This window comes from Microbacterium sp. A20, assembly GCF_004794515.1.
Classification (GTDB): Bacteria; Actinomycetota; Actinomycetes; order Actinomycetales; family Microbacteriaceae; genus Microbacterium.
Genome location: NZ_SSDF01000033.1, coordinates 1 through 17,211 on the forward strand (window position 1 = coordinate 1; position 17,211 = coordinate 17,211).

Below are 17,211 nucleotides of genomic sequence, written 5' to 3' on the forward strand. Positions count from 1 at the left end.
CCGCGCGGGCGCTGCTGTCCGCTCGGCAGCGGGAGCCGTCGGCGCCGCAGCGGCAGCATCCGTCGCGCCGGCGAGGACGCGCGCCACCATGAGCTCGAGGTGCAGGCGCGGAGACGTCGCCCCCGACATGTCGTCGAGGGCCGCACTCACCACGTCGGCGGTGCGCGAGAGACGCGCGGCGCCGAAGACCTCTGCCTGGCCGCGCATGCGCTGCAGGTCGTCTTCGGCGATGCCGCGCAGGACAGCCGAAGCACCGGCTCCGACGGCCGCGATGACGATCAGGTCGCGCAGCCGTTCGAGCAGGTCGTCGACGAAGCGCCGTGGGTCTTGACCGGTCTGCACGACGCGGTCGATCGCGGGGAACGCGGCCGCGGCGTCTCCGGCGGCGAGCGCGTCGACGATCTCGTCGAGGAGGGCGCCGTGCGTGTATCCGAGCAGAGAGACGGCGCGTGCATAGCCGACCGTCACGGTCTCGGAGCCGGCTGGCGCGTCGGACCCGGCGATGAGCTGGTCGAGCAGCGAGAGCGTGTCTCGGGGAGAGCCGCCACCGGCGCGGACGACGAGCGGCAGCACACCCTGCTCGACGATCACGCCCTCTTCGGCGCAGAGCTTCTCGACGTACTCGAGCATCGCTGCCGGCGGCACCAGACGGAACGGGTAGTGGTGCGTGCGGGAGCGGATCGTGCCGAGGACCTTCTCGGGCTCGGTCGTCGCGAAGATGAACTTGACGTGCTCCGGCGGCTCTTCCACGAGCTTGAGCAGCGCGTTGAACCCCTGCGGGGTGACCATGTGCGCCTCGTCGAGGATGAAGATCTTGTACCGGTCGCGGCTGGGGGCAAAGGTGGCCCGCTCGCGCAGGTCGCGGGCGTCGTCGACGCCGTTGTGGCTGGCCGCGTCGATCTCGACGACGTCGAGGGATCCGCCGCCGGCGCGCGACAGCTCGACGCAGCTCGGGCAGACGCCGCAGGGCACGTCGGTCGGCCCTTCGGCGCAGTTCAGGCAGCGCGCCAGGATGCGCGCCGAAGTCGTCTTGCCGCAGCCGCGAGGGCCGGAGAACAGGTACGCGTGGCCGACCCGATCGCCGCGCAGCGCCGTCATGAGCGGGTCGGTCACCTGGGACTGCCCGATCATCTCGCCGAACGTCTCGGGTCGGTAGCGGCGGTAGAGGGCTGTGGTCACCTCAACAGCCTACGGCGTGCCACCGACCTTCGGCGGGTCGGCGACTCCCCGGTCCTCCGACGCGTCAGTCGATCGACTCGATCACCGGAATGGCCGTGGTGATCACCGGGACGGATGCCGACATCCGCGTGCCGTCCTCGCGACGGGCGTCGGCGAACTGACGCAGCGTCGGGCGCCCGGGGATCAGCGGACCCTGATCCGCCAGAGGCACCACGACCTCGTCCTCTACCGTCGCGAAGTACGCGGTGTCCCGCACGCTGAAAGGCACCGGAGGGCCGCTGCGCACCTGCACGCGCAGCTCGTCCTTGGTGACCGTCACCTGCAGCGTGGATCCCTGCCACTGCAGCGGGAAGGACAGCGACGGCCAGTCGGCCGGCAGCCGTGGGTCGAAACTCAGGTCGCCGGCATAGTCGCGCATGCCGCCGAAGCCGCACACCAGCGCCGTCCACACTCCCCCGGCGGAGGCCACGTGCACGCCGTCGGCCGCGTTGTGGTGCAGGTCGTGCAGGTCGACGAACAGCGACTGCTCGAAGTATCTCTGCGCGAGATCCTGGTACCCCACCTCGGCGGCGAGGATCGACTGCACGACCGCCGAGAGCGTCGAGTCGCCCGTGGTCAGCGGATCGTAGTAGTCGAAGTCGGCCTTCTTCTCCTCGGGCGAGAAGTGGTTGCCCTGCAGGAACAGCGCCAGCACGACATCCGCCTGCTTGAGCACCTGGAACCGGTAGATCACCAGCGGGTGGAAGTGCAGCAGCAGCGGTCGCTGCTCGGCGGGAGTGTTGGCGAGATCCCAGACCTCGCGCTCGAGGAACAGCGAATCCTGCGGATGGATGCCGAGGCCCTCGCTGTAGGGGATGTACATCGCCTCCGCCGCGCGGTCCCACGCCTCGGCCTCGCCGACGCCGAGCCCCGTTCGATCGACGAGCTTCACGTAGTCTTCGGGGTGGTTCTCCCGGATCTCGCGGACGATCTTGGCTGCGTAACGGAGGTTGTAGCGTGCCATGACGTTCGTGTACAGGTTGTCGTTGACGACCGTGGTGTACTCGTCCGGCCCCGTGACGCCGTGGATGTGGAAGGTCTCGATCCCGTCGCCGGCATCCGTCTCCTCCACCAGCCGCGAGGCACGCCAGAATCCGAGGGTCGCCCACAGCCGGGCCGTCTCGATCGCGATGTCGGCGCCCTCGCGCCGCAGGAACTCCTCGTCACCGGTCGCGCGCACGTACTTGCCGAGCGCGAAGCTGATGTCGGCGTTGATGTGGTACTGCGCGGTGCCGGCCGCGTAGTACGCGGATGCCTCCTCGCCGTTGATGGTGCGCCACGGGAAGAGCGCCCCCGCCTCGTTGAGCTGTGCAGCCCGGCGACGCGCAGCGGGGAGCATCTTCACCCGCGCCCGCAGTGCGTTGTACGCCCACCGCGGCGACGTGTAGGTGAGGAACGGGAGCACGTAGATCTCGGTGTCCCAGAAGTAGTGTCCGCTGTAGCCGGAACCGGAGACGCCCTTCGCCGGGACGCCGGCGCCGTCTGCGCGGGCGGAGGCCTGAGCGAGCTGGAACAGGCACCAGCGGGTGGCCTGCTGCAGGTCGTCGCGGCCGCCGATCTGCACGTCGCTGCGCTCCCAGAACGCATCGAGCCAGGCCCGCTGACGCTGGAAGACGGTCTCGACACCCTCAGCGGCCGCGCGGTCGAGCGAACGACGGCAGCGGTCGACGAGCTCGCGCGGCGGCACGCCTCGGGAGGTGTGGTAGCTGACCAGCTTCGTGACCGTGATGGGAACACCGGCCTTGGCCTGCACCCGGAACACGTTCTTCGCGATGTCGGGCTCCACGAGCGTGCGGGCGTTGTACTCGTTCTCGGTCTCGACCACGTGGTCGGCCACGACGGCGACCGTCATCCCGGAGTCCGCGACGCGGTATGACAGCGCGGAGCGCATCCCGTCCTGCCAGTGCTCGGCGGGCTCCAGCACGCGGTCGGCGATCTTCTCGGCCTTGCGGGGGTCGAACGCCGCTTTGGTTCCGATCGGAGTGCCGGCGTACACGCCCGCGCCGTCCTGGCGGTTCAGCAGCTGGCAGCTGATCGTGACCGGCGCGTCGGCGTTCTCGACGACGACCTCGAGCCGCAGCACCGCGAGGTGCCGCTCCTCGAAGCTCACGATGCGCTCGTCGCGCATCCGGACGCGCTTGCCCGACGGAGTCTCCCAGACGACGTGACGCTCGAGGACCCCGGTGCGCAGGTCGAGCGTGCGGCGGTACTCGCGCACATCGGCGTCGTCGAGCGAGATGGGCTCGTCGTCGACGTAGACGCGCATGACCTTGGCGTCGGGGGCGTTGACGATCGTCTGCCCGACCTCGGCGAAGCCGTAGGCCTGCTCGGCGTGGCGGATCGGCCAGGTCTCGTGGAGCCCGTTGATGAACGTGCCGTGCTCCTGGGCGCCGCGACCCTCGATGTGGTTGCCGCGCAGGCCCAGGTAGCCGTTGCCGACGGAGAACAACGTCTCGCCGACGCCCTCCTCCGAGTAGTGCGTGTCGATCAGACGCCACGGGTCGACGGGGAAGCGGTCGCGGTCGATCATGCGGTCTCCGGGGTGTCGGTGCGGGAATCGGGGGCGAACACGGCCAGATCGTCGACGACGACGGTCGCGCCGGCGGCTCGGAGGGCGTCGGCTCCGGTTCCCCGGTCGACACCGATCACGGACGCATAGCCTGCTGCGGCGGCGGAAGCGGCACCGGAGGTGGCATCCTCCACGGCGACGGAGCGGGCCGGATCCACTCCGAGGGCTGTGGCACCGGCGGCGAACATGTCGGCTGCGGGCTTCGAGGCGAGGCCGTCACGCTCGGCCACGACACCGTCCACGACGACCCGGAAGAAGGAGCGGATGCCGGCGGCGGCCAGCACCTCCTCGGCGTTCTTGGAGCTCGACACCACACCGAGCGGGATACCCGCGGCATGCAGAGCCTCGACGAGGGCGAGCGAGCCCGGGTACGGCGCTATCCCCTGCCCGCGCAGCGACTCCGCGAAAGCGGCGTTCTTGCGGTTGCCGATCCCGCAGATGGTCTCGGCCGAGGGGTCGTCGTCGACCGCGCCCCAGGGCACTTCGACGTTGCGGCTGTGCAGCAGACTCGCCACTCCGTCGTAGCGCTTCTTACCATCGACGTAGTCGTAGTAATCGGCGTCGGTGTAGGGCGGCGTGATCCCCCAGCGGGCGAACACGTCGTCGAACACGACCTTCCAGGCCCGCATGTGCACCTCGGCGGTCGGGGTGAGCACGCCGTCGAGGTCGAACAGTACGCCTTCGGCGTGGAACAGGTCGGGCAGTGCTTCTGGCACAGAGCCTCCAGGAGAAGGGCGATCGTCGGGCCGGCACCGCTCCGTGCCACTGTGCAAGCGTAATGCTGTGGCGCGCCGGGAGGTAACCCCGGCGGGCCGATCAGAGCAGTTCGGCCGTCTGGCGCGCGATCTGCAGTTCCTCGTCGGTGGGCACCACGAGCACCGCCACCGGAGAGGAATTCGTGGAGATGCGACGGATGCCCCGCTCCCTGGCCTCGTTGCGAGCGGCATCCAGCTCCACACCGGCGAATCCGAGGGTCGCCATCGCGGCCGCCCGCACCGCCGCCGCGTTCTCGCCGACGCCGGCGGTGAAGGAGATGACATCCACTCCCCCGAGCTGCGCGATGTACGCGCCGGCGTAGGCGCGCAGGCGGTGCACGTACACGTCGAAGGCCAGCATCGCCGCGTCGTCTCCCGCCTCCACTCCGGCGAGGATGTCGCGCATGTCGCTGCGCCCGGCGAGACCGGCGAGGCCGCTGCGGGTGTTGAGCAGCGAGTCGAGGTCGTCGATCGAGAGGCCGGCACGACGCGACAGGTGCACGAGCGCCGCGGGGTCGAGGTCGCCCGAGCGGGTGCCCATGACCAGACCCTCGAGCGGGGTGAGTCCCATCGAGGTCTCGACCGAGCGACCGCCGTCGATGGCCGTCACGGACGCCCCGTTGCCGAGGTGGAACACGAGCTGACGGAGGCTGCCGAGGTCGCGGCCGAGGAACGCTGCCGCGGCCTCGCTCACGTACTGGTGGCTCGTGCCGTGGAAGCCGTAGCGGCGCACCCGGTGCTCCGCGGCGAGCGCGGCATCGATCGCGTAGGTGTACGCGGCGGGCGGGAGCGTCTGGTGGAAAGCGGTGTCGAACACGGCGACGTGCGGCACCTGATCGAACACGGCGCGAGCGGCGCGGATGCCGGCCAGGTTCGCGGGGTTGTGCAGCGGCGCGAGCACCGCGAGCTCGTCGATCTGCCGCTCCACATCGGCGTCGATCAGCGTCGGGGCGTAGAAGCGGGCGCCGCCGTGCACCACGCGGTGTCCGACGGCGACCGGGCGATGCTCCTCGAGCGACGGGCCGTGCGCGGCGAACTGCTCGCGCATGATCTCGAAGGCGGCGGCGTGATCGGCGATCGGGCGCTCATCGCGGTAGGTCGCATCGAGCATCGTCGGCATGGCCGTCCCGTCGGTCTCCGGGCGGACGGTGTGCGCGACGGGACTGGCGTCCTGGCCGATGCGCTCGATGAGACCGCTCGCCAGGAGGTTCTCCTGCTCGATGTCGATCAGGCTGTACTTCAGCGACGACGACCCGCTGTTGATGACCAGGATCGCGCTCATGCCGAATCTCCCTGCGCCTGGATCGCGGTGATCGCGACGGTGTTGACGATGTCGGCGACCAGCGCGCCGCGGGACAGGTCGTTGATGGGCTTGTTGAGTCCCTGCAGCACCGGCCCGATGGCGACGGCTCCGGCCGAGCGCTGCACCGCCTTGTAGGTGTTGTTGCCCGTGTTGAGGTCGGGGAACACGAACACCGTCGCGCGCCCGGCCACGGCCGAATCGGGGAGCTTGGCCTTCGCGACCGCCGCATCCGCTGCCGCGTCGTACTGGATCGGGCCCTCCACCGGCAGCTCGGGCGCCCGCTCACGCACGAGGGCGGTCGCGGCGCGCACCTTGTCGACGTCGGCGCCGGTGCCGGACTCGCCCGTCGAGTACGACAGCATCGCCACGCGCGGGTCGATGCCGAACTGACGGGCCGTCGTCGCCGAGGAGATGGCGATGTCGGCGAGCTGCCTGCTCGTCGGGTCGGGGATCACGGCACAGTCGCCGTACACGAGCACGCGGTCGGCGAGCGCCATCAGGAACACACTCGAGACGACGTTCACCCCCGGCTTGGTCTTGATGATCTCGAAGGACGGGCGGATGGTGTGCGCTGTCGTGTGCGCGGCGCCGGAGACCATGCCGTCGGCGAGGCCGAGGTGCACCATCATCGTGCCGAAGTACGACACATCGGTCACGGTGTCTGCCGCCTGGGCGAGCGTGATGCCCTTGTGGGCGCGGAGTCGCGCATATTCCGCGGCGAAGCGCTCGACCAGCTCGGGGTCGGTGGGGCTGAGCACCTGGGCCGCGGCGATGTCGACGCCGAGCTCGACGGCGCGAGCGCGGATGGATGCCTCGTCGCCCAGGATCGTCAGGTCGGCGACCTCTCTGGCCAGCAGAGTGGCGGTGGCACGCAGGATGCGGTCGTCTCCGCCCTCCGGCAGCACGATGCGTCGGCGGTCGGCTCTGGCGCGTTCAATGAGCCCGTACTGGAACATCAGCGGCGTCACGACCCGCGACTCGGCGAGCCCGAGCTGCTCGGTCAGCTCGGCGATGTCCACGTGCGCCTGGAACAGGCCGAGCGCACGGTCGTACCGGCTGCGGGAATCGGCGGAGATCCGGCCGCGGGCTCCCATCACCCGCACCGCGGTGTCGTACGTGCCCAGGTCGGTGGTGATGATCGGAACCGTCGACGCGAATCCGTCGAGCAGCTGGAGGATCGGCTCCGGCAGCGGGAAGGGGCCGTTCAGGATGATGCCGGCGATGCGCGGGAACGTGCCGGACGAGTCGGCCAGCAGCGCGGCGAGCAGAACCTCGGTGCGGTCGGCCGGGATCACCACGACCGCCTCCTCGGTGAGCCGCGGCAGCACGTTGACCATCGACATCCCCGCGACCACGATCGTCAGCGCCTCCGCCGCCAGGCGGTCGTCGTCGCCCTTGAGCAGCTCCCCGTCGACGGCCGAGAGGATGCCGCGGATCGAGGGGGCGACGAGCGCGCGGTCCTCCGGAATCGCCCACACCGGCGTCCGGTCGTCGTGCAGCACGGCGCGCACGGCATCGATCATGGCCTCGAGTGCGTCGGGATCGGCCCGGTTCACGGCGACCGCGAACAGCTCGGCGCGCTCTGCCGCGAGCTCGGACAGCGCCAGTTCCGCGATCTGCCCGACGGCAGCGGCGGCGCGAGCCGTCGTCGTGCCGAGCTGCTCAGCCTGGCGCTGCTGATCGCGACCGCTGAGGACGAGCAGCACCGGGGCGCCGAGGTTGGCGGCGATCCGTGCGTTGAAGCCCAGCTCTGCGGGGCTGGCGACATCCGTGTAATCGCTGCCGATGATGACGACGGAGTCGCACTGCGCCTCGACGGCCTTGAACCGCGCGACGATCGTCGACAGCGCCGCTTCCGGATCGCTGCGCACGTCGTCATAGGTGACGCCGATGCAGTCCTCGTAGTCGAGCTGCACGCCGTCGTGCGCCAGCATCAGCTCGAGGATGTCGTCGCGTTCGGTGACGGATCGCGCGATCGGGCGGAACACCCCCACCCGCGGCGACACGCGCATCAGTGCGTCGAGCGCCCCGAGGGCGATCGTCGACTTTCCGGTATGGCCTTCGGCCGAGGTGATGTAGATGCTCTGCGCCACGGCTTCAGCTTAGGCGCGGCATCCGTGAACCCGCCCGGCGTCGTACCGGGACTATTGCTTCGGCGTCACTCGCACGGCCCCGACAGTGCGTCGACGACCGCCGTGGCATCCGCCTGGAACTGCGAGTAGTAGTCGCGATCCATGTTGATCTGCACACGGTGGATCGCGTGCGACGGCGCCATGGTCTGCCAGCCGGGAAGCCGGCCGAGCCGGTCGAAGAACAGGGTCGCCGCGGCCGCCGGATCCATGCGCTGCTCGGCACTCCCCCACCAGTCCTGCTGCTGGAACAGTCCGATGCTCGTGGTGCGCGAGCCGTCGGGGTTGGTGAACCCGCTCGTCTCCCAGTCGCCGTAGTCGATGTTGCGGAGGCTGCTCTCGCCCATCGCCGTCATCACCCCGAGGATCTGTCCGTCGCGGTCGAAGCCGAGGCCGGCCGCCGTGCGCACGATCGTCGCCGCGTTCTCGAGCTGCTCCCCGCTCCATCCCTCGATGCCCGCCGCAGGGAACGTGCGCGGCTCGTCGATGCAGATCGGGGCCGGGTCGTGTGCGAGGCCGAGCGGGATGAGCACGAGAAGCCCGGCGGTGACCACGACGGCTCCGACGGACAGGAGTATGCGCTGCAGGATCTTCCGACGGCGGAGCCTGATCGCGGCCTGCCGACGCGCGCCCGGCTTCCGACGCCTCCGCGTGCTCCCGCGCCTGGCCGCGGGCCTCTTCGCCGCGGGCTTGCGCTTCGCACGAGGTGCCGCACGCCCCGGAGTCATGGGGCGAGGGCTCCGCGCTCTGTTCGCGGGCGGCGGCCGATCAGTGCAGCGAGTCCGCCGCCGATCGCACCGAAGAGATGGCCCTGCCAGGAGATGCCGTCGGCGACGCCGAACACTCCGGCCAGCATCGTGGCGCCGTACAGGGCGAGCACGATCAGCGCGATGACGGCGTAGAGGATCCGGTGGGCGACCCGGCCCGGCGCGAACACCCGCATCACGACGTAACCGAAGTAGCCGAACACGAGCCCGGAGGCGCCGACCGTCAGAGTTCCCGGAGCGTTGAACACCCAGGTGCCGATACCGCCGACGACGGCGACGATGGCCGTGACCGCCCAAAACCGACGCGTGCCCTCGACCGCGACGAGGCAGCCGAGCACGAGGAACGGCACCGAGTTCGCGATGAGATGCTGCCAGTTCGCATGCAGGAGCGGACCGAGCACGATGCCGCCGAGGCCCGAGATGTCCCAGGACCGCAACCCGAAGCCGGTGAACGAGCCGGGGAGGATCGCATCGGCGAACTGCACGACCCACATCGCGACGAGGAGGAGCACCGGCGAGGCGAATCGGCCGAGCGGATGCTGCGCCTTCGGCGGCTGGGTGACGGTCACCGGACGATTGTCGCAGGTGCAGCCCGGAGGCGACTGAGCGTCGGGCGGACCACCCGCAGAAAAAGAAAGTGACTCTCCGCGCACCCAGCAGAGCCCGGTTACCCTTGCTGCGTTTCCGCCCTGGGGGAATTGGCCTGGATGCCGCCACGCGGAGAGCCGTCAACCATCCTAACCCGATGCAGTGGGTGGTCTGAACCGTCGGCAACTCCCCGCATCCTCAGGGGAACCTGCCAGAGCGAGACCCCCGCCACAGGGTTACGATCGAGTAACGCGCACCGCAGCGCCGATGTGAGAGGGAACGCATGCCCGAGAACGCCCCCCTGGTCCCGGTGATGATCGACGCCGAGCGGTTCGCCGCGCAGACCTCAGCGATCCTCGGCTCCATCGGTCAGGTCATCGACGGCAAGCCGGATGCCGTGCGCAGCGCTCTCGTCTGCCTGCTCGCGGAGGGGCATCTGCTCATCGAAGACGTGCCCGGGGTCGGCAAGACGATGCTCGCGCGCGCACTCGCTGCGAGCGTGGACGCGACGGTGCGCCGCATCCAGTTCACGCCCGACCTGCTTCCCGGCGACGTCACCGGCGTCTCGGTGTACAACCCGGTCGATCGGGAGTTCGAGTTCAAGCGCGGTGCGGTGTTCGCCCACATCGTGATCGCCGACGAGATCAACCGCTCCTCGCCCAAGACGCAGTCCGCGCTGCTCGAGGCGATGGAGGAAGGTCAGGTGACGGTCGACGGTGCGACGCATCTGCTCCCGAAGCCGTTCCTGGTCGTCGCGACCCAGAACCCGCTCGAGATGGAGGGCACCTACGCCCTGCCCGAAGCGCAGCGCGACCGCTTCATGATGCGCATCTCGATGGGCTACCCGGATGCCGCAGCCGAAGCTCTCATGCTCCGCCAGCGCGATGTCGTGAGCCCGCTGGCCGCGGTGACACCCGTCGCCGATGCGGCATCCATCTCGCAGCTCATCGCGTGGGCGCGCTCCGTCCACGTGGCTCCTGCGCTCGAGGAGTACACGGTCGCCCTCGCACAGTCGACCCGCTCCGACCCGAACCTCCACCTCGGGGCGAGCCCCCGGGCGACGCTGCAACTGATCCGGGCGGCGAAGGTGTGGGCCGCCCTCGACGGACGAGACTTCGTCATCCCCGATGACATCACCGCGCTGCTGATCCCCGTGCTGGCGCACCGCCTGCTTCCCGCGCGCGGCGCCCACCGTGCGGGAGCGCAGCCCGTCGAGGCCGCGCTGAGCCAGATCGTCGAACGGGTGCGCGTGCCCGTCGCGACCCGTTCCTGACCGAGACCCTCATGCGACGACGCCGATCCCTCACCAGCCGCGGCGCCGGTGCGCTCATCGCCGCGCTGTGCTGCATGATCGCCGCCAACGTGCTCGGCGCCCGCATCCTGCTCTACATCGGGGTGCTGCTCGCAACCCTCACCCTCTTCTCGCTCCTCGCCGTCCGCCTCCCCCGCCGATCCGGGACGGTCACGCGTCAGATCTCCACCGATCTGCTGACCGTGTCGGAGACCTCGCGGGTCACGGTGCGCTTCACCTTGCGCGCTCTCCGCGTGCCGCGAGGGCTGTGGCACGACGTGCTGCCCGACGCCGTCACCGGCGACTCCGGCGGCGAGTACCCGGCCGAGACGGGCCAGCTCAGCTACCTGATCACCGGGGTCCGCCGCGGTGTCTGGCCGCTGGGACCACTCATGCTGCGCACGGTGGATCCGTTCGGGCTGGCCCAGCGCGAACAGTCGTTCGGCGACACCCGCAGCATCACCGTCGTGCCCGAGGTCTTCGCCCTCGCGCCTCTCGCGGTGCGGGTCGGGGCCGCCGGCGGAACCGCGCACACCTCCTCGACGAGGCTCGGGCAGGGCAGCGACAACCTGTCGCCGCGGGGTTACATCCCCGGCGACTCGATGCGCCGCATCCACTGGCGGGCGACGGCACACCGCGGGCAGCTCATGGTGCGGCAGGAGGAGGAGGAATCGAGCCCCGACGCGGTCGTCGTGCTCGATCGCAGCAGCCGCCACTGGGATGCGCCGGGCGTCGACGCCGATCCGGCCTTCGAAGCCGCCGTGTCCCTGTGCGCATCCTCCGCCATCCATCTCGCGGGCGAGGGTTACAGCGTCGACGTGATCGACGGCGCGGGCACCCTGCTCGGCGCTCTGCGCGGGCACGAAGACGACCGGGACGGTCTGCTCGTGGCGCTGGCGATGGTGACGCCCCGGGGTGAGAGCCGGGATCTCGCGTCGCTCATCGGCGGGACGCCTCCGGGCCCGCTGATCTACATCACCGGGCGCCTCGACGAGGAGGATGCCGCGCTGCTGCGCCCGGCCGGAGCCACCGCGCCCATGCTGTTCAGCACCGAGCTGCTGCCCGGAGCCGTCGAGGCCTCCGCCCCGCACGGCTGGACGGTGGTCGAGCTCGGAGGGGACATCGCCGAGGCGTGGGAGGATGCCGTCTCGGCGCGGATCGGAGTCGGCGATGTTCCGCGCTGAGCAGTCGCCCCCGACCGCGGCCGCCCCCGCACCGACGGCACCGCGGTGGCATCGCGATCGCGAGGAGCCGACCGGCGTGGTGGGTCCCGGTGCGCTGGCGGCCGTGGCGACACTCGTCGCGACGTGGCCGTACACGTCCGTCATCTCTCCGGGAACCTGGTCAGGCACCGTCCTCGTCGTGGTCATCGTCGTGGCGGGAACGGGCATGCTGCTGCGTCACCTCCTGCGCCGGCGGGCGGCATGGCTGCAGGACACCGGCACCCTCCTTACGCAGATCCTCGTGGCCATCGGCGTCGTGACGCTGCTCGTCGCGGGTGACACCGCCATCTTCGGGGTGATCCCGACGACCACCACCGTCACGGTGTTCGGGGCTCTCGGAGCCGCCGCCTTCGAGGAGGTGGCGTTCGGTTCCGCACCGCTGGATGCTTCGCCCGGGCTCGCCGCCACGATGGGCGCGGGCTTCGCGATCGTCGCGATCCTCCTCGATCACCTCGTGGCGCACCGGTCGGCCGTGCTGGCGGCGCTGCTGACCGGAGCCATCGGGGCGGTGCCGATGATCATCACGCTCGGTGACACCAACGTGGTCTGGTTCGTGCTCTACGGCGCGATGGCCCTGCTCCTCTTCCGGTACACCGCGCGCCGGCATCCGGAATCGCCACGGCGGTCGTCGACCTCGCTCGCCGTGGCGCTCGGAGCCGCTGCGCTCGCCACGACCGTCGCCATCGCCCCCGCGCTGCCCGTCGCCACCAGCATGGCCGGCACCGGCGTCGGCGTCACGGTCGACGCGTCGCTGCGCCTCGGCGACGATCTGCGTCAGCCGAACCCGGTCGAGGTGCTGACCGTGGCGGCGGACGGCGACACGGCGCCCTATCTCCGGCTGACGACGCTCTCCCGATTCGACGGACGCGTCTGGCAGCCGGACCGGGGCGACCTGCAGTCGCAGGACGACGGCTTCGGCGCCCCCGAGTGGAGCGAGGAGATCGCGACAGAGGAGGAGAACACCTCCATCCGGGTGCTGCGCATGTCGAGCTCGTGGCTTCCGGTGCCGTACCCCGCCACCGCCGTGCAGGGTCTCAGCGGCTCGTGGCGGGTCTCCCCCGACAACCGCACGCTCTTCTCCCGCAGCGCGGATGCCGTCGGCAACGACTACACCGTCACCTCGTCCCGGCTGATCCCGACGCTCGAGCAGATCCGCGCGATCGACGCGGCCGCACCCGTCGTGGACCCCGAAGCCGAACCGGTGGAGCTGCCGGGCATCATCGCCGAGACGGCCACCGACGTGACCGCGGCCGCGAGCACCGACTACGACCGTCTCGTGGCCCTGCAGAACTGGTTCCGCTCGCAGTTCGCGTACTCGCTCGAGACACCGGTGCAGGAGGGCTTCGACGGCACCGGCGCCGACGCCGTGGCGCAGTTCCTCGAAGCGCGCCAGGGGTACTGCGTGCACTTCGCCGGAGCGTTCGCGCTGATGGCCGAGAGCCTGGGGATGCAGGTGCGCATCGTCGTCGGCTACCTGCCGGGGTCGCTCACCGACGAGAAGCGCGGCACGGAGTCGGTCTTCTCGGTGACCAGCGATCAGCTGCACTCCTGGCCGGAGGTGCTCTTCCCCGGAGTCGGCTGGGTTCCGTTCGAGCCGACCGCCTCCCTGGGCGTGCCGACCGCGTTCCGTGCGGGAGTGACGCAGGGCGGCGGGCCCGGAGATCCTTCCGTCCCCGTGCCCACCACGGCCCCGCAGAGCGAGGAGACCTCGGGGCCGGAAGTGGACCGCGAGGATGCCGGCGGAGACTCCGCGGACGGCGGTGCACAGCGCAGCCTGGATACGACACCGGTCCTGCTCACGGCACTCGGAGTCGTCGTGCTGCTCCTGCTGCCGGCGCTCATCCGCGTCGTCGAGCGCCGCGGTCGTCTGAGCCGAGCGCGCGACGGGGATCCCGCGGCGGCCTGGGCCGAGCTCCGCGACACCCTGATCGACCTGCAGCTGGACGTGTCCGACGCCGAGACACCGCGCGTGCGTGCGGCGGGGCTCGTGCGGGAGCGTCACGTCGACGCGGCGGCGATGCGGCGACTCACGGATGCCGTCGAGCAGTCCAACTACGCCCGCTCCGGTGAGGCATCGACTGACCTCTCCGAGCCGCTGCGCCAGGTCCTGGGGCAGTTGCGCGCCAGCGTCGACCGACCGACCCGAGTGCGCGCCGCGCTGCTGCCGCGCTCGCTGTACGCGCCACGGGCCGCCGAGCCGGGTGCCGCGGTCTGACGGCGGGGCACCGCGAGGCGGGGACTGGAGGGTGCCGTTCAGGCGGCGTGCGCCGTGCAGGGCACGGCGACGCAGGCCTCGCACACCACGAACTGCGAGCGGCACGAGAGGTCGGGGCAGTTGGCGGTGCGCTTAGTGGGCGCCCCGCACCCGACGCATTCGCCGATGACGCGGGCATGGTCCGAGAAGTCGACCGAGCCCCGGCCGTCGAACACATAGAGCGACCCGTCCCAGAGGCCGTCGTCGCCGTACTTCTCGCCGTAGCGGACGATGCCGCCCTCGAGCTGGTAGACCTCGCCGAAGCCGCGAGCCGTCATCAGGCTCGACAACACCTCGCAGCGGATCCCGCCGGTGCAGTAGGTGACCACGGGCTTGCCCTTGAGCTCGTCGTAGGCACCGGAGTCGAGGAGCTGCACGAAATCCCGGGTGGTCTCGGTGTCGGGCACGACCGCGCCGCGGAACCGCCCGATCTGCGCCTCGAGGGCGTTGCGGCCGTCGAAGAACACCACGTCGTCGCCGCGCTCCTCGATCAGCCCGTGCAGTTCCTCGGGGGTGAGACGCGTCCCTCCGCCGACGACGCCGTGCTCGTCGACCCGCAGCTCGCCGGGAGCCCCGAACGACACGATCTCGTCGCGCACCTTGACGCTGAGCTTGGGGAAGTCGAGGCTGCGGCCCTCGGCATCCAAGCCGGTCCCCTCGCTCCACTTGATGTCGGCGTCCGCGAACGGCGCGTACGAGCGGAAGGAACGGAGCCACTTCTTGAGGACCGTGATGTCGCCGCCCAGCGTGCCGTTGATCCCGTCCTTCGAGATGAGCAGTCGCCCACGCAGCCCGAGCGCCTCGCCGAGATCGCGCTGCCAGACGCGCACGGCGTCGGGGTCGGCGAGGGGCGTGAACGCATAGAAGAGGACGATCTTGGGGGTTGCCACCCAGGAATCCTACGTCGGGGATAGGCGGTGGGTGGAACTCACTCAGAGCCGCTACTTCACGTCGCGCTTCAGGAACGCGACGGCACCGGCCGCGAGCGCCACCACCACCCACCCTGCTGCCACCAGCACGGCCACGGAGGTGTCGAGGGCGTCTTCCGGTGCCAGTCCGACGGTGGTGAGGTCGAACTGAAACGCCTCGAGCATCGCGAGCAGCGGGAAGTAGGCAGCGCCGACGCTCCAGAACGGGGCGACCAGCAACGCCACCGCCATGGACATGGAGGCGACGAACAGCGCCACCAGATGGGCCTGGATGACGATCCCCAGCCCGAGACCCCAGAGGCCGGCGACAGCACCGAGCGCGACGGCGGTCCCGACCGATGACCACTGCACCGGGATGCCGCCCATGGCGATCGTGAGTGCAACGTGACCTCCGACGACGCCCGCGAGCGCGACGACCGCCCCGCCCAGGGCGGAAGTGGGCAGCCGGACGAGGAGGATCGCCCAGCGAGGCTGCAGCATCAGCCGCTGCGCGATGACACCATCTCGCCGGTCGACGGTGTATCGGAACGAGCCGTAGACAGCGGCGAGAACTGATCCATAGGTCGCGAGCACGGCCGCGAAAGGCGCGATGAGCGCCTCGCGAGCATCAGCAGGGGCGTCCGCGAACTCCGGCGGGATGGTCGTCGCAAGGGAGAGCGACACCACGATCGCCGCCACCGCGCTCCAGAGGAGGACGACGTCAGACCTGAAGCTGCGGGCCTGTGCTCGGAGAGCCCGCCGGATCACGCGACCGCCCTTCGCCGTCGGTGCCATGCGAGTGCGACGAGGCCGAGAGTCCATGCGAGCGCGACGCCGAGGGCAGGCACGAACTCGAGCAGTCGGTCCTGGTATCCGGGGACGCTCAGCGCGGCGAGAGCCAGCCCGGGCGAGAACCTCGCCACCTCGGGCGCGTTGCGCAGCAGCGCGAACTCGACCGCCATCGGAACGGCGAGCACGAGTGCCGCAGTCACGTAGTAGTTACGGGTGATCCAGCCGATGGCGCCTCCCACGAGCGCGCCGAGCACCGCCCCCAACAGAGCGCCTGCGTACATGCGCCAGGCATCCGTCGTGAGCGCGAGCACCAGTCCGTCTTGGATCAGGACGAAATGAACGCCCACGGTCCACAGCACCATGATGCAAGAAGACAGTGCGACGGCGACGAGGGCACCGGCCACGAGCTTCCCGGTGAACACTCGACGGAAGCCGACTCCGGTGAGCGTCCGGTCCATCGAGCCGTAGTAGTACTCACGGGTGACACCGTATGCCCCGACGAACGCCGCAGCGACGGCAGACCAGGCGAGCGGCTCCAGGAGCCGGACGGTCGCCGCACCGGCATCGAGGCCGGCAAGATCGAAGCGGGAGCCGTCGGAGAAGAGCACGAACAGAGGCATGAGGATCGCTATGAAGTACACCGGCAGAATAGAGAGTCCGCTCGTGGCACGGAGCACTTCGCTTCGAATGGCGCTTCTCATGCGGGTGCTCCTTCGACGAGGTCGAAGTACTTGCTCTCGAGCGAGTCGCCGTCACTCGTCACGAGGTCGCCGAGCCGTCCGGCGTACAGCGCGCGCCGCTTGATGACGACGACCTCATCCACGACCTGTTGCAGTTCGGGCAGTTGATGACTGGCGATCAAGACGGTGCCGCCGCTGTCCGCGAAGCCGCGGAGGAACCGCCGGAGCCACCGGATGCCGTCGGGGTCCAGCCCGTTCGCCGGCTCGTCCAGGATGAGAGTCCGGGGCGAACCGATGAGAGCAGCAGCGAGTCCGAGCCGCTGGGCCATCCCCGTCGAATAGGTCTTGACGCGGCGACGCGCATCTGATGCGAGTCCGACCACCTCCAGCACCTCGTCGACCCGGTCGGGTGGTGCGCCGGCCGCGACTCGGGATATCTCCAGATGCCTTCTCGCGGTGATACCCAGCTCGAACCCGAACCCGTCCATGTGGACGCCGACGTGCGATGCGGGGTTGTCGAGTGAGGTGAACGGCGCACCATCGATGAGGCTGTCGCCGCTGGTCGGCGCGAGCAGGCCCACGATGCTGCGCAGAGTCGTCGACTTGCCCGCGCCGTTGGGCCCGAGCAGACCGACGATGGAACCGCGCGGCACGGCGAAAGACAGCGCTTCGACGGCCGTCCGCTTCCCGTATCGCTTCGTGAGTGCTCGGACTTCGATTGCATGATCGTTCAT

14 protein-coding genes and 1 other RNA gene are annotated in these 17,211 nt (G+C 70.2%); 3 read left to right on the forward strand and 12 right to left on the reverse strand.

What is annotated here, in order from left to right:
* From DW298_RS01495 to ffs, 8 genes are all read right to left on the reverse strand, one after another.
* Positions 1 to 1,179, reverse strand: a 1,179-nt coding sequence (locus tag DW298_RS01495; protein WP_136040730.1) for a DNA polymerase III subunit gamma and tau, incomplete at its 3' end; no start/stop codon positions are given.
* Positions 1,180 to 1,243: 64 nt separating this feature from the next.
* The gene (locus DW298_RS01500) at positions 1,244 to 3,748 is read right to left on the reverse strand and encodes a glycosyl hydrolase family 65 protein (RefSeq protein WP_136040731.1); all 2,505 of its coding nucleotides are present in this window, start codon (positions 3,746 to 3,748) and stop codon (positions 1,244 to 1,246) included.
* A complete protein-coding gene (locus tag DW298_RS01505) occupies positions 3,745 to 4,503 on the reverse strand; it encodes an HAD-IA family hydrolase (RefSeq protein ID WP_136040733.1) in 759 nt (252 codons plus the stop codon). The genes DW298_RS01500 and DW298_RS01505 overlap by 4 nt, the downstream gene beginning before the upstream one ends.
* 100 nt (positions 4,504 to 4,603) lie before the next feature.
* Positions 4,604 to 5,824: an acetate kinase gene (locus DW298_RS01510; protein WP_136040735.1), complete on the reverse strand. Its 1,221-nt coding sequence runs from the start codon at positions 5,822 to 5,824 to the stop codon at positions 4,604 to 4,606.
* Positions 5,821 to 7,938: a phosphate acetyltransferase gene (gene pta / locus DW298_RS01515; RefSeq protein WP_136040737.1), complete on the reverse strand. Its 2,118-nt coding sequence runs from the start codon at positions 7,936 to 7,938 to the stop codon at positions 5,821 to 5,823. Before pta ends, DW298_RS01510 begins: the two co-directional genes overlap by 4 nt.
* A gap of 65 nt (positions 7,939 to 8,003) precedes the next feature.
* Positions 8,004 to 8,528 carry a hypothetical protein gene (locus DW298_RS01520; protein WP_240744971.1) on the reverse strand — a complete coding sequence of 175 codons (525 nt, stop codon included), beginning with the start codon at positions 8,526 to 8,528 and terminating at the stop codon, positions 8,004 to 8,006.
* A gap of 170 nt (positions 8,529 to 8,698) precedes the next feature.
* Positions 8,699 to 9,310 (reverse strand): rhomboid family intramembrane serine protease, encoded by a 612-nt coding sequence (locus DW298_RS01525; protein ID WP_136040739.1) that lies wholly within the window; start codon positions 9,308 to 9,310, stop codon positions 8,699 to 8,701.
* Between the two features lie 64 nt (positions 9,311 to 9,374).
* An RNA gene (ffs, locus tag DW298_RS01530) (signal recognition particle sRNA small type) lies at positions 9,375 to 9,471 on the reverse strand.
* Positions 9,472 to 9,612: 141 nt separating this feature from the next.
* Between ffs and DW298_RS01535 the strand changes: the two genes are divergently transcribed.
* The 3 genes from DW298_RS01535 to DW298_RS01545 are packed head-to-tail and all read left to right on the forward strand — an operon-like array spanning position 9,613 to position 14,058.
* Positions 9,613 to 10,602, forward strand: a complete 990-nt coding sequence (locus tag DW298_RS01535) for a MoxR family ATPase (RefSeq protein WP_136040742.1) — start codon at positions 9,613 to 9,615, stop codon at positions 10,600 to 10,602.
* Between the two features lie 11 nt (positions 10,603 to 10,613).
* Entirely contained in the window at positions 10,614 to 11,804 is a 1,191-nt protein-coding gene (locus DW298_RS01540) for a DUF58 domain-containing protein (protein ID WP_136040744.1), read from the forward strand.
* Positions 11,761 to 14,058, forward strand: coding sequence for a DUF3488 and transglutaminase-like domain-containing protein (locus DW298_RS01545; protein WP_240744973.1), 2,298 nt, complete (start codon positions 11,761 to 11,763; stop codon positions 14,056 to 14,058). Before DW298_RS01540 ends, DW298_RS01545 begins: the two co-directional genes overlap by 44 nt.
* Positions 14,059 to 14,096: 38 nt before the next feature.
* Here DW298_RS01545 and DW298_RS01550 read toward each other — a convergent pair whose 3' ends face one another.
* Genes DW298_RS01550 through DW298_RS01565 form a run of 4 tightly spaced genes read right to left on the reverse strand, consistent with a single transcriptional unit; the run spans position 14,097 to position 17,211 of the window.
* Positions 14,097 to 14,987 carry a rhodanese-related sulfurtransferase gene (locus DW298_RS01550; RefSeq protein ID WP_136040748.1) on the reverse strand — a complete coding sequence of 297 codons (891 nt, stop codon included), beginning with the start codon at positions 14,985 to 14,987 and terminating at the stop codon, positions 14,097 to 14,099.
* A 51-nt stretch (positions 14,988 to 15,038) separates the two neighbouring features.
* Positions 15,039 to 15,773 (reverse strand): hypothetical protein, encoded by a 735-nt coding sequence (locus DW298_RS01555; RefSeq protein WP_136040749.1) that lies wholly within the window; start codon positions 15,771 to 15,773, stop codon positions 15,039 to 15,041.
* Positions 15,770 to 16,498, reverse strand: coding sequence for an ABC transporter permease (locus DW298_RS01560; RefSeq protein WP_136040750.1), 729 nt, complete (start codon positions 16,496 to 16,498; stop codon positions 15,770 to 15,772). Before DW298_RS01560 ends, DW298_RS01555 begins: the two co-directional genes overlap by 4 nt.
* The gene (locus DW298_RS01565; protein WP_136040751.1) at positions 16,495 to 17,211 is read right to left on the reverse strand and encodes an ATP-binding cassette domain-containing protein; all 717 of its coding nucleotides are present in this window, start codon (positions 17,209 to 17,211) and stop codon (positions 16,495 to 16,497) included. The genes DW298_RS01560 and DW298_RS01565 overlap by 4 nt, the downstream gene beginning before the upstream one ends.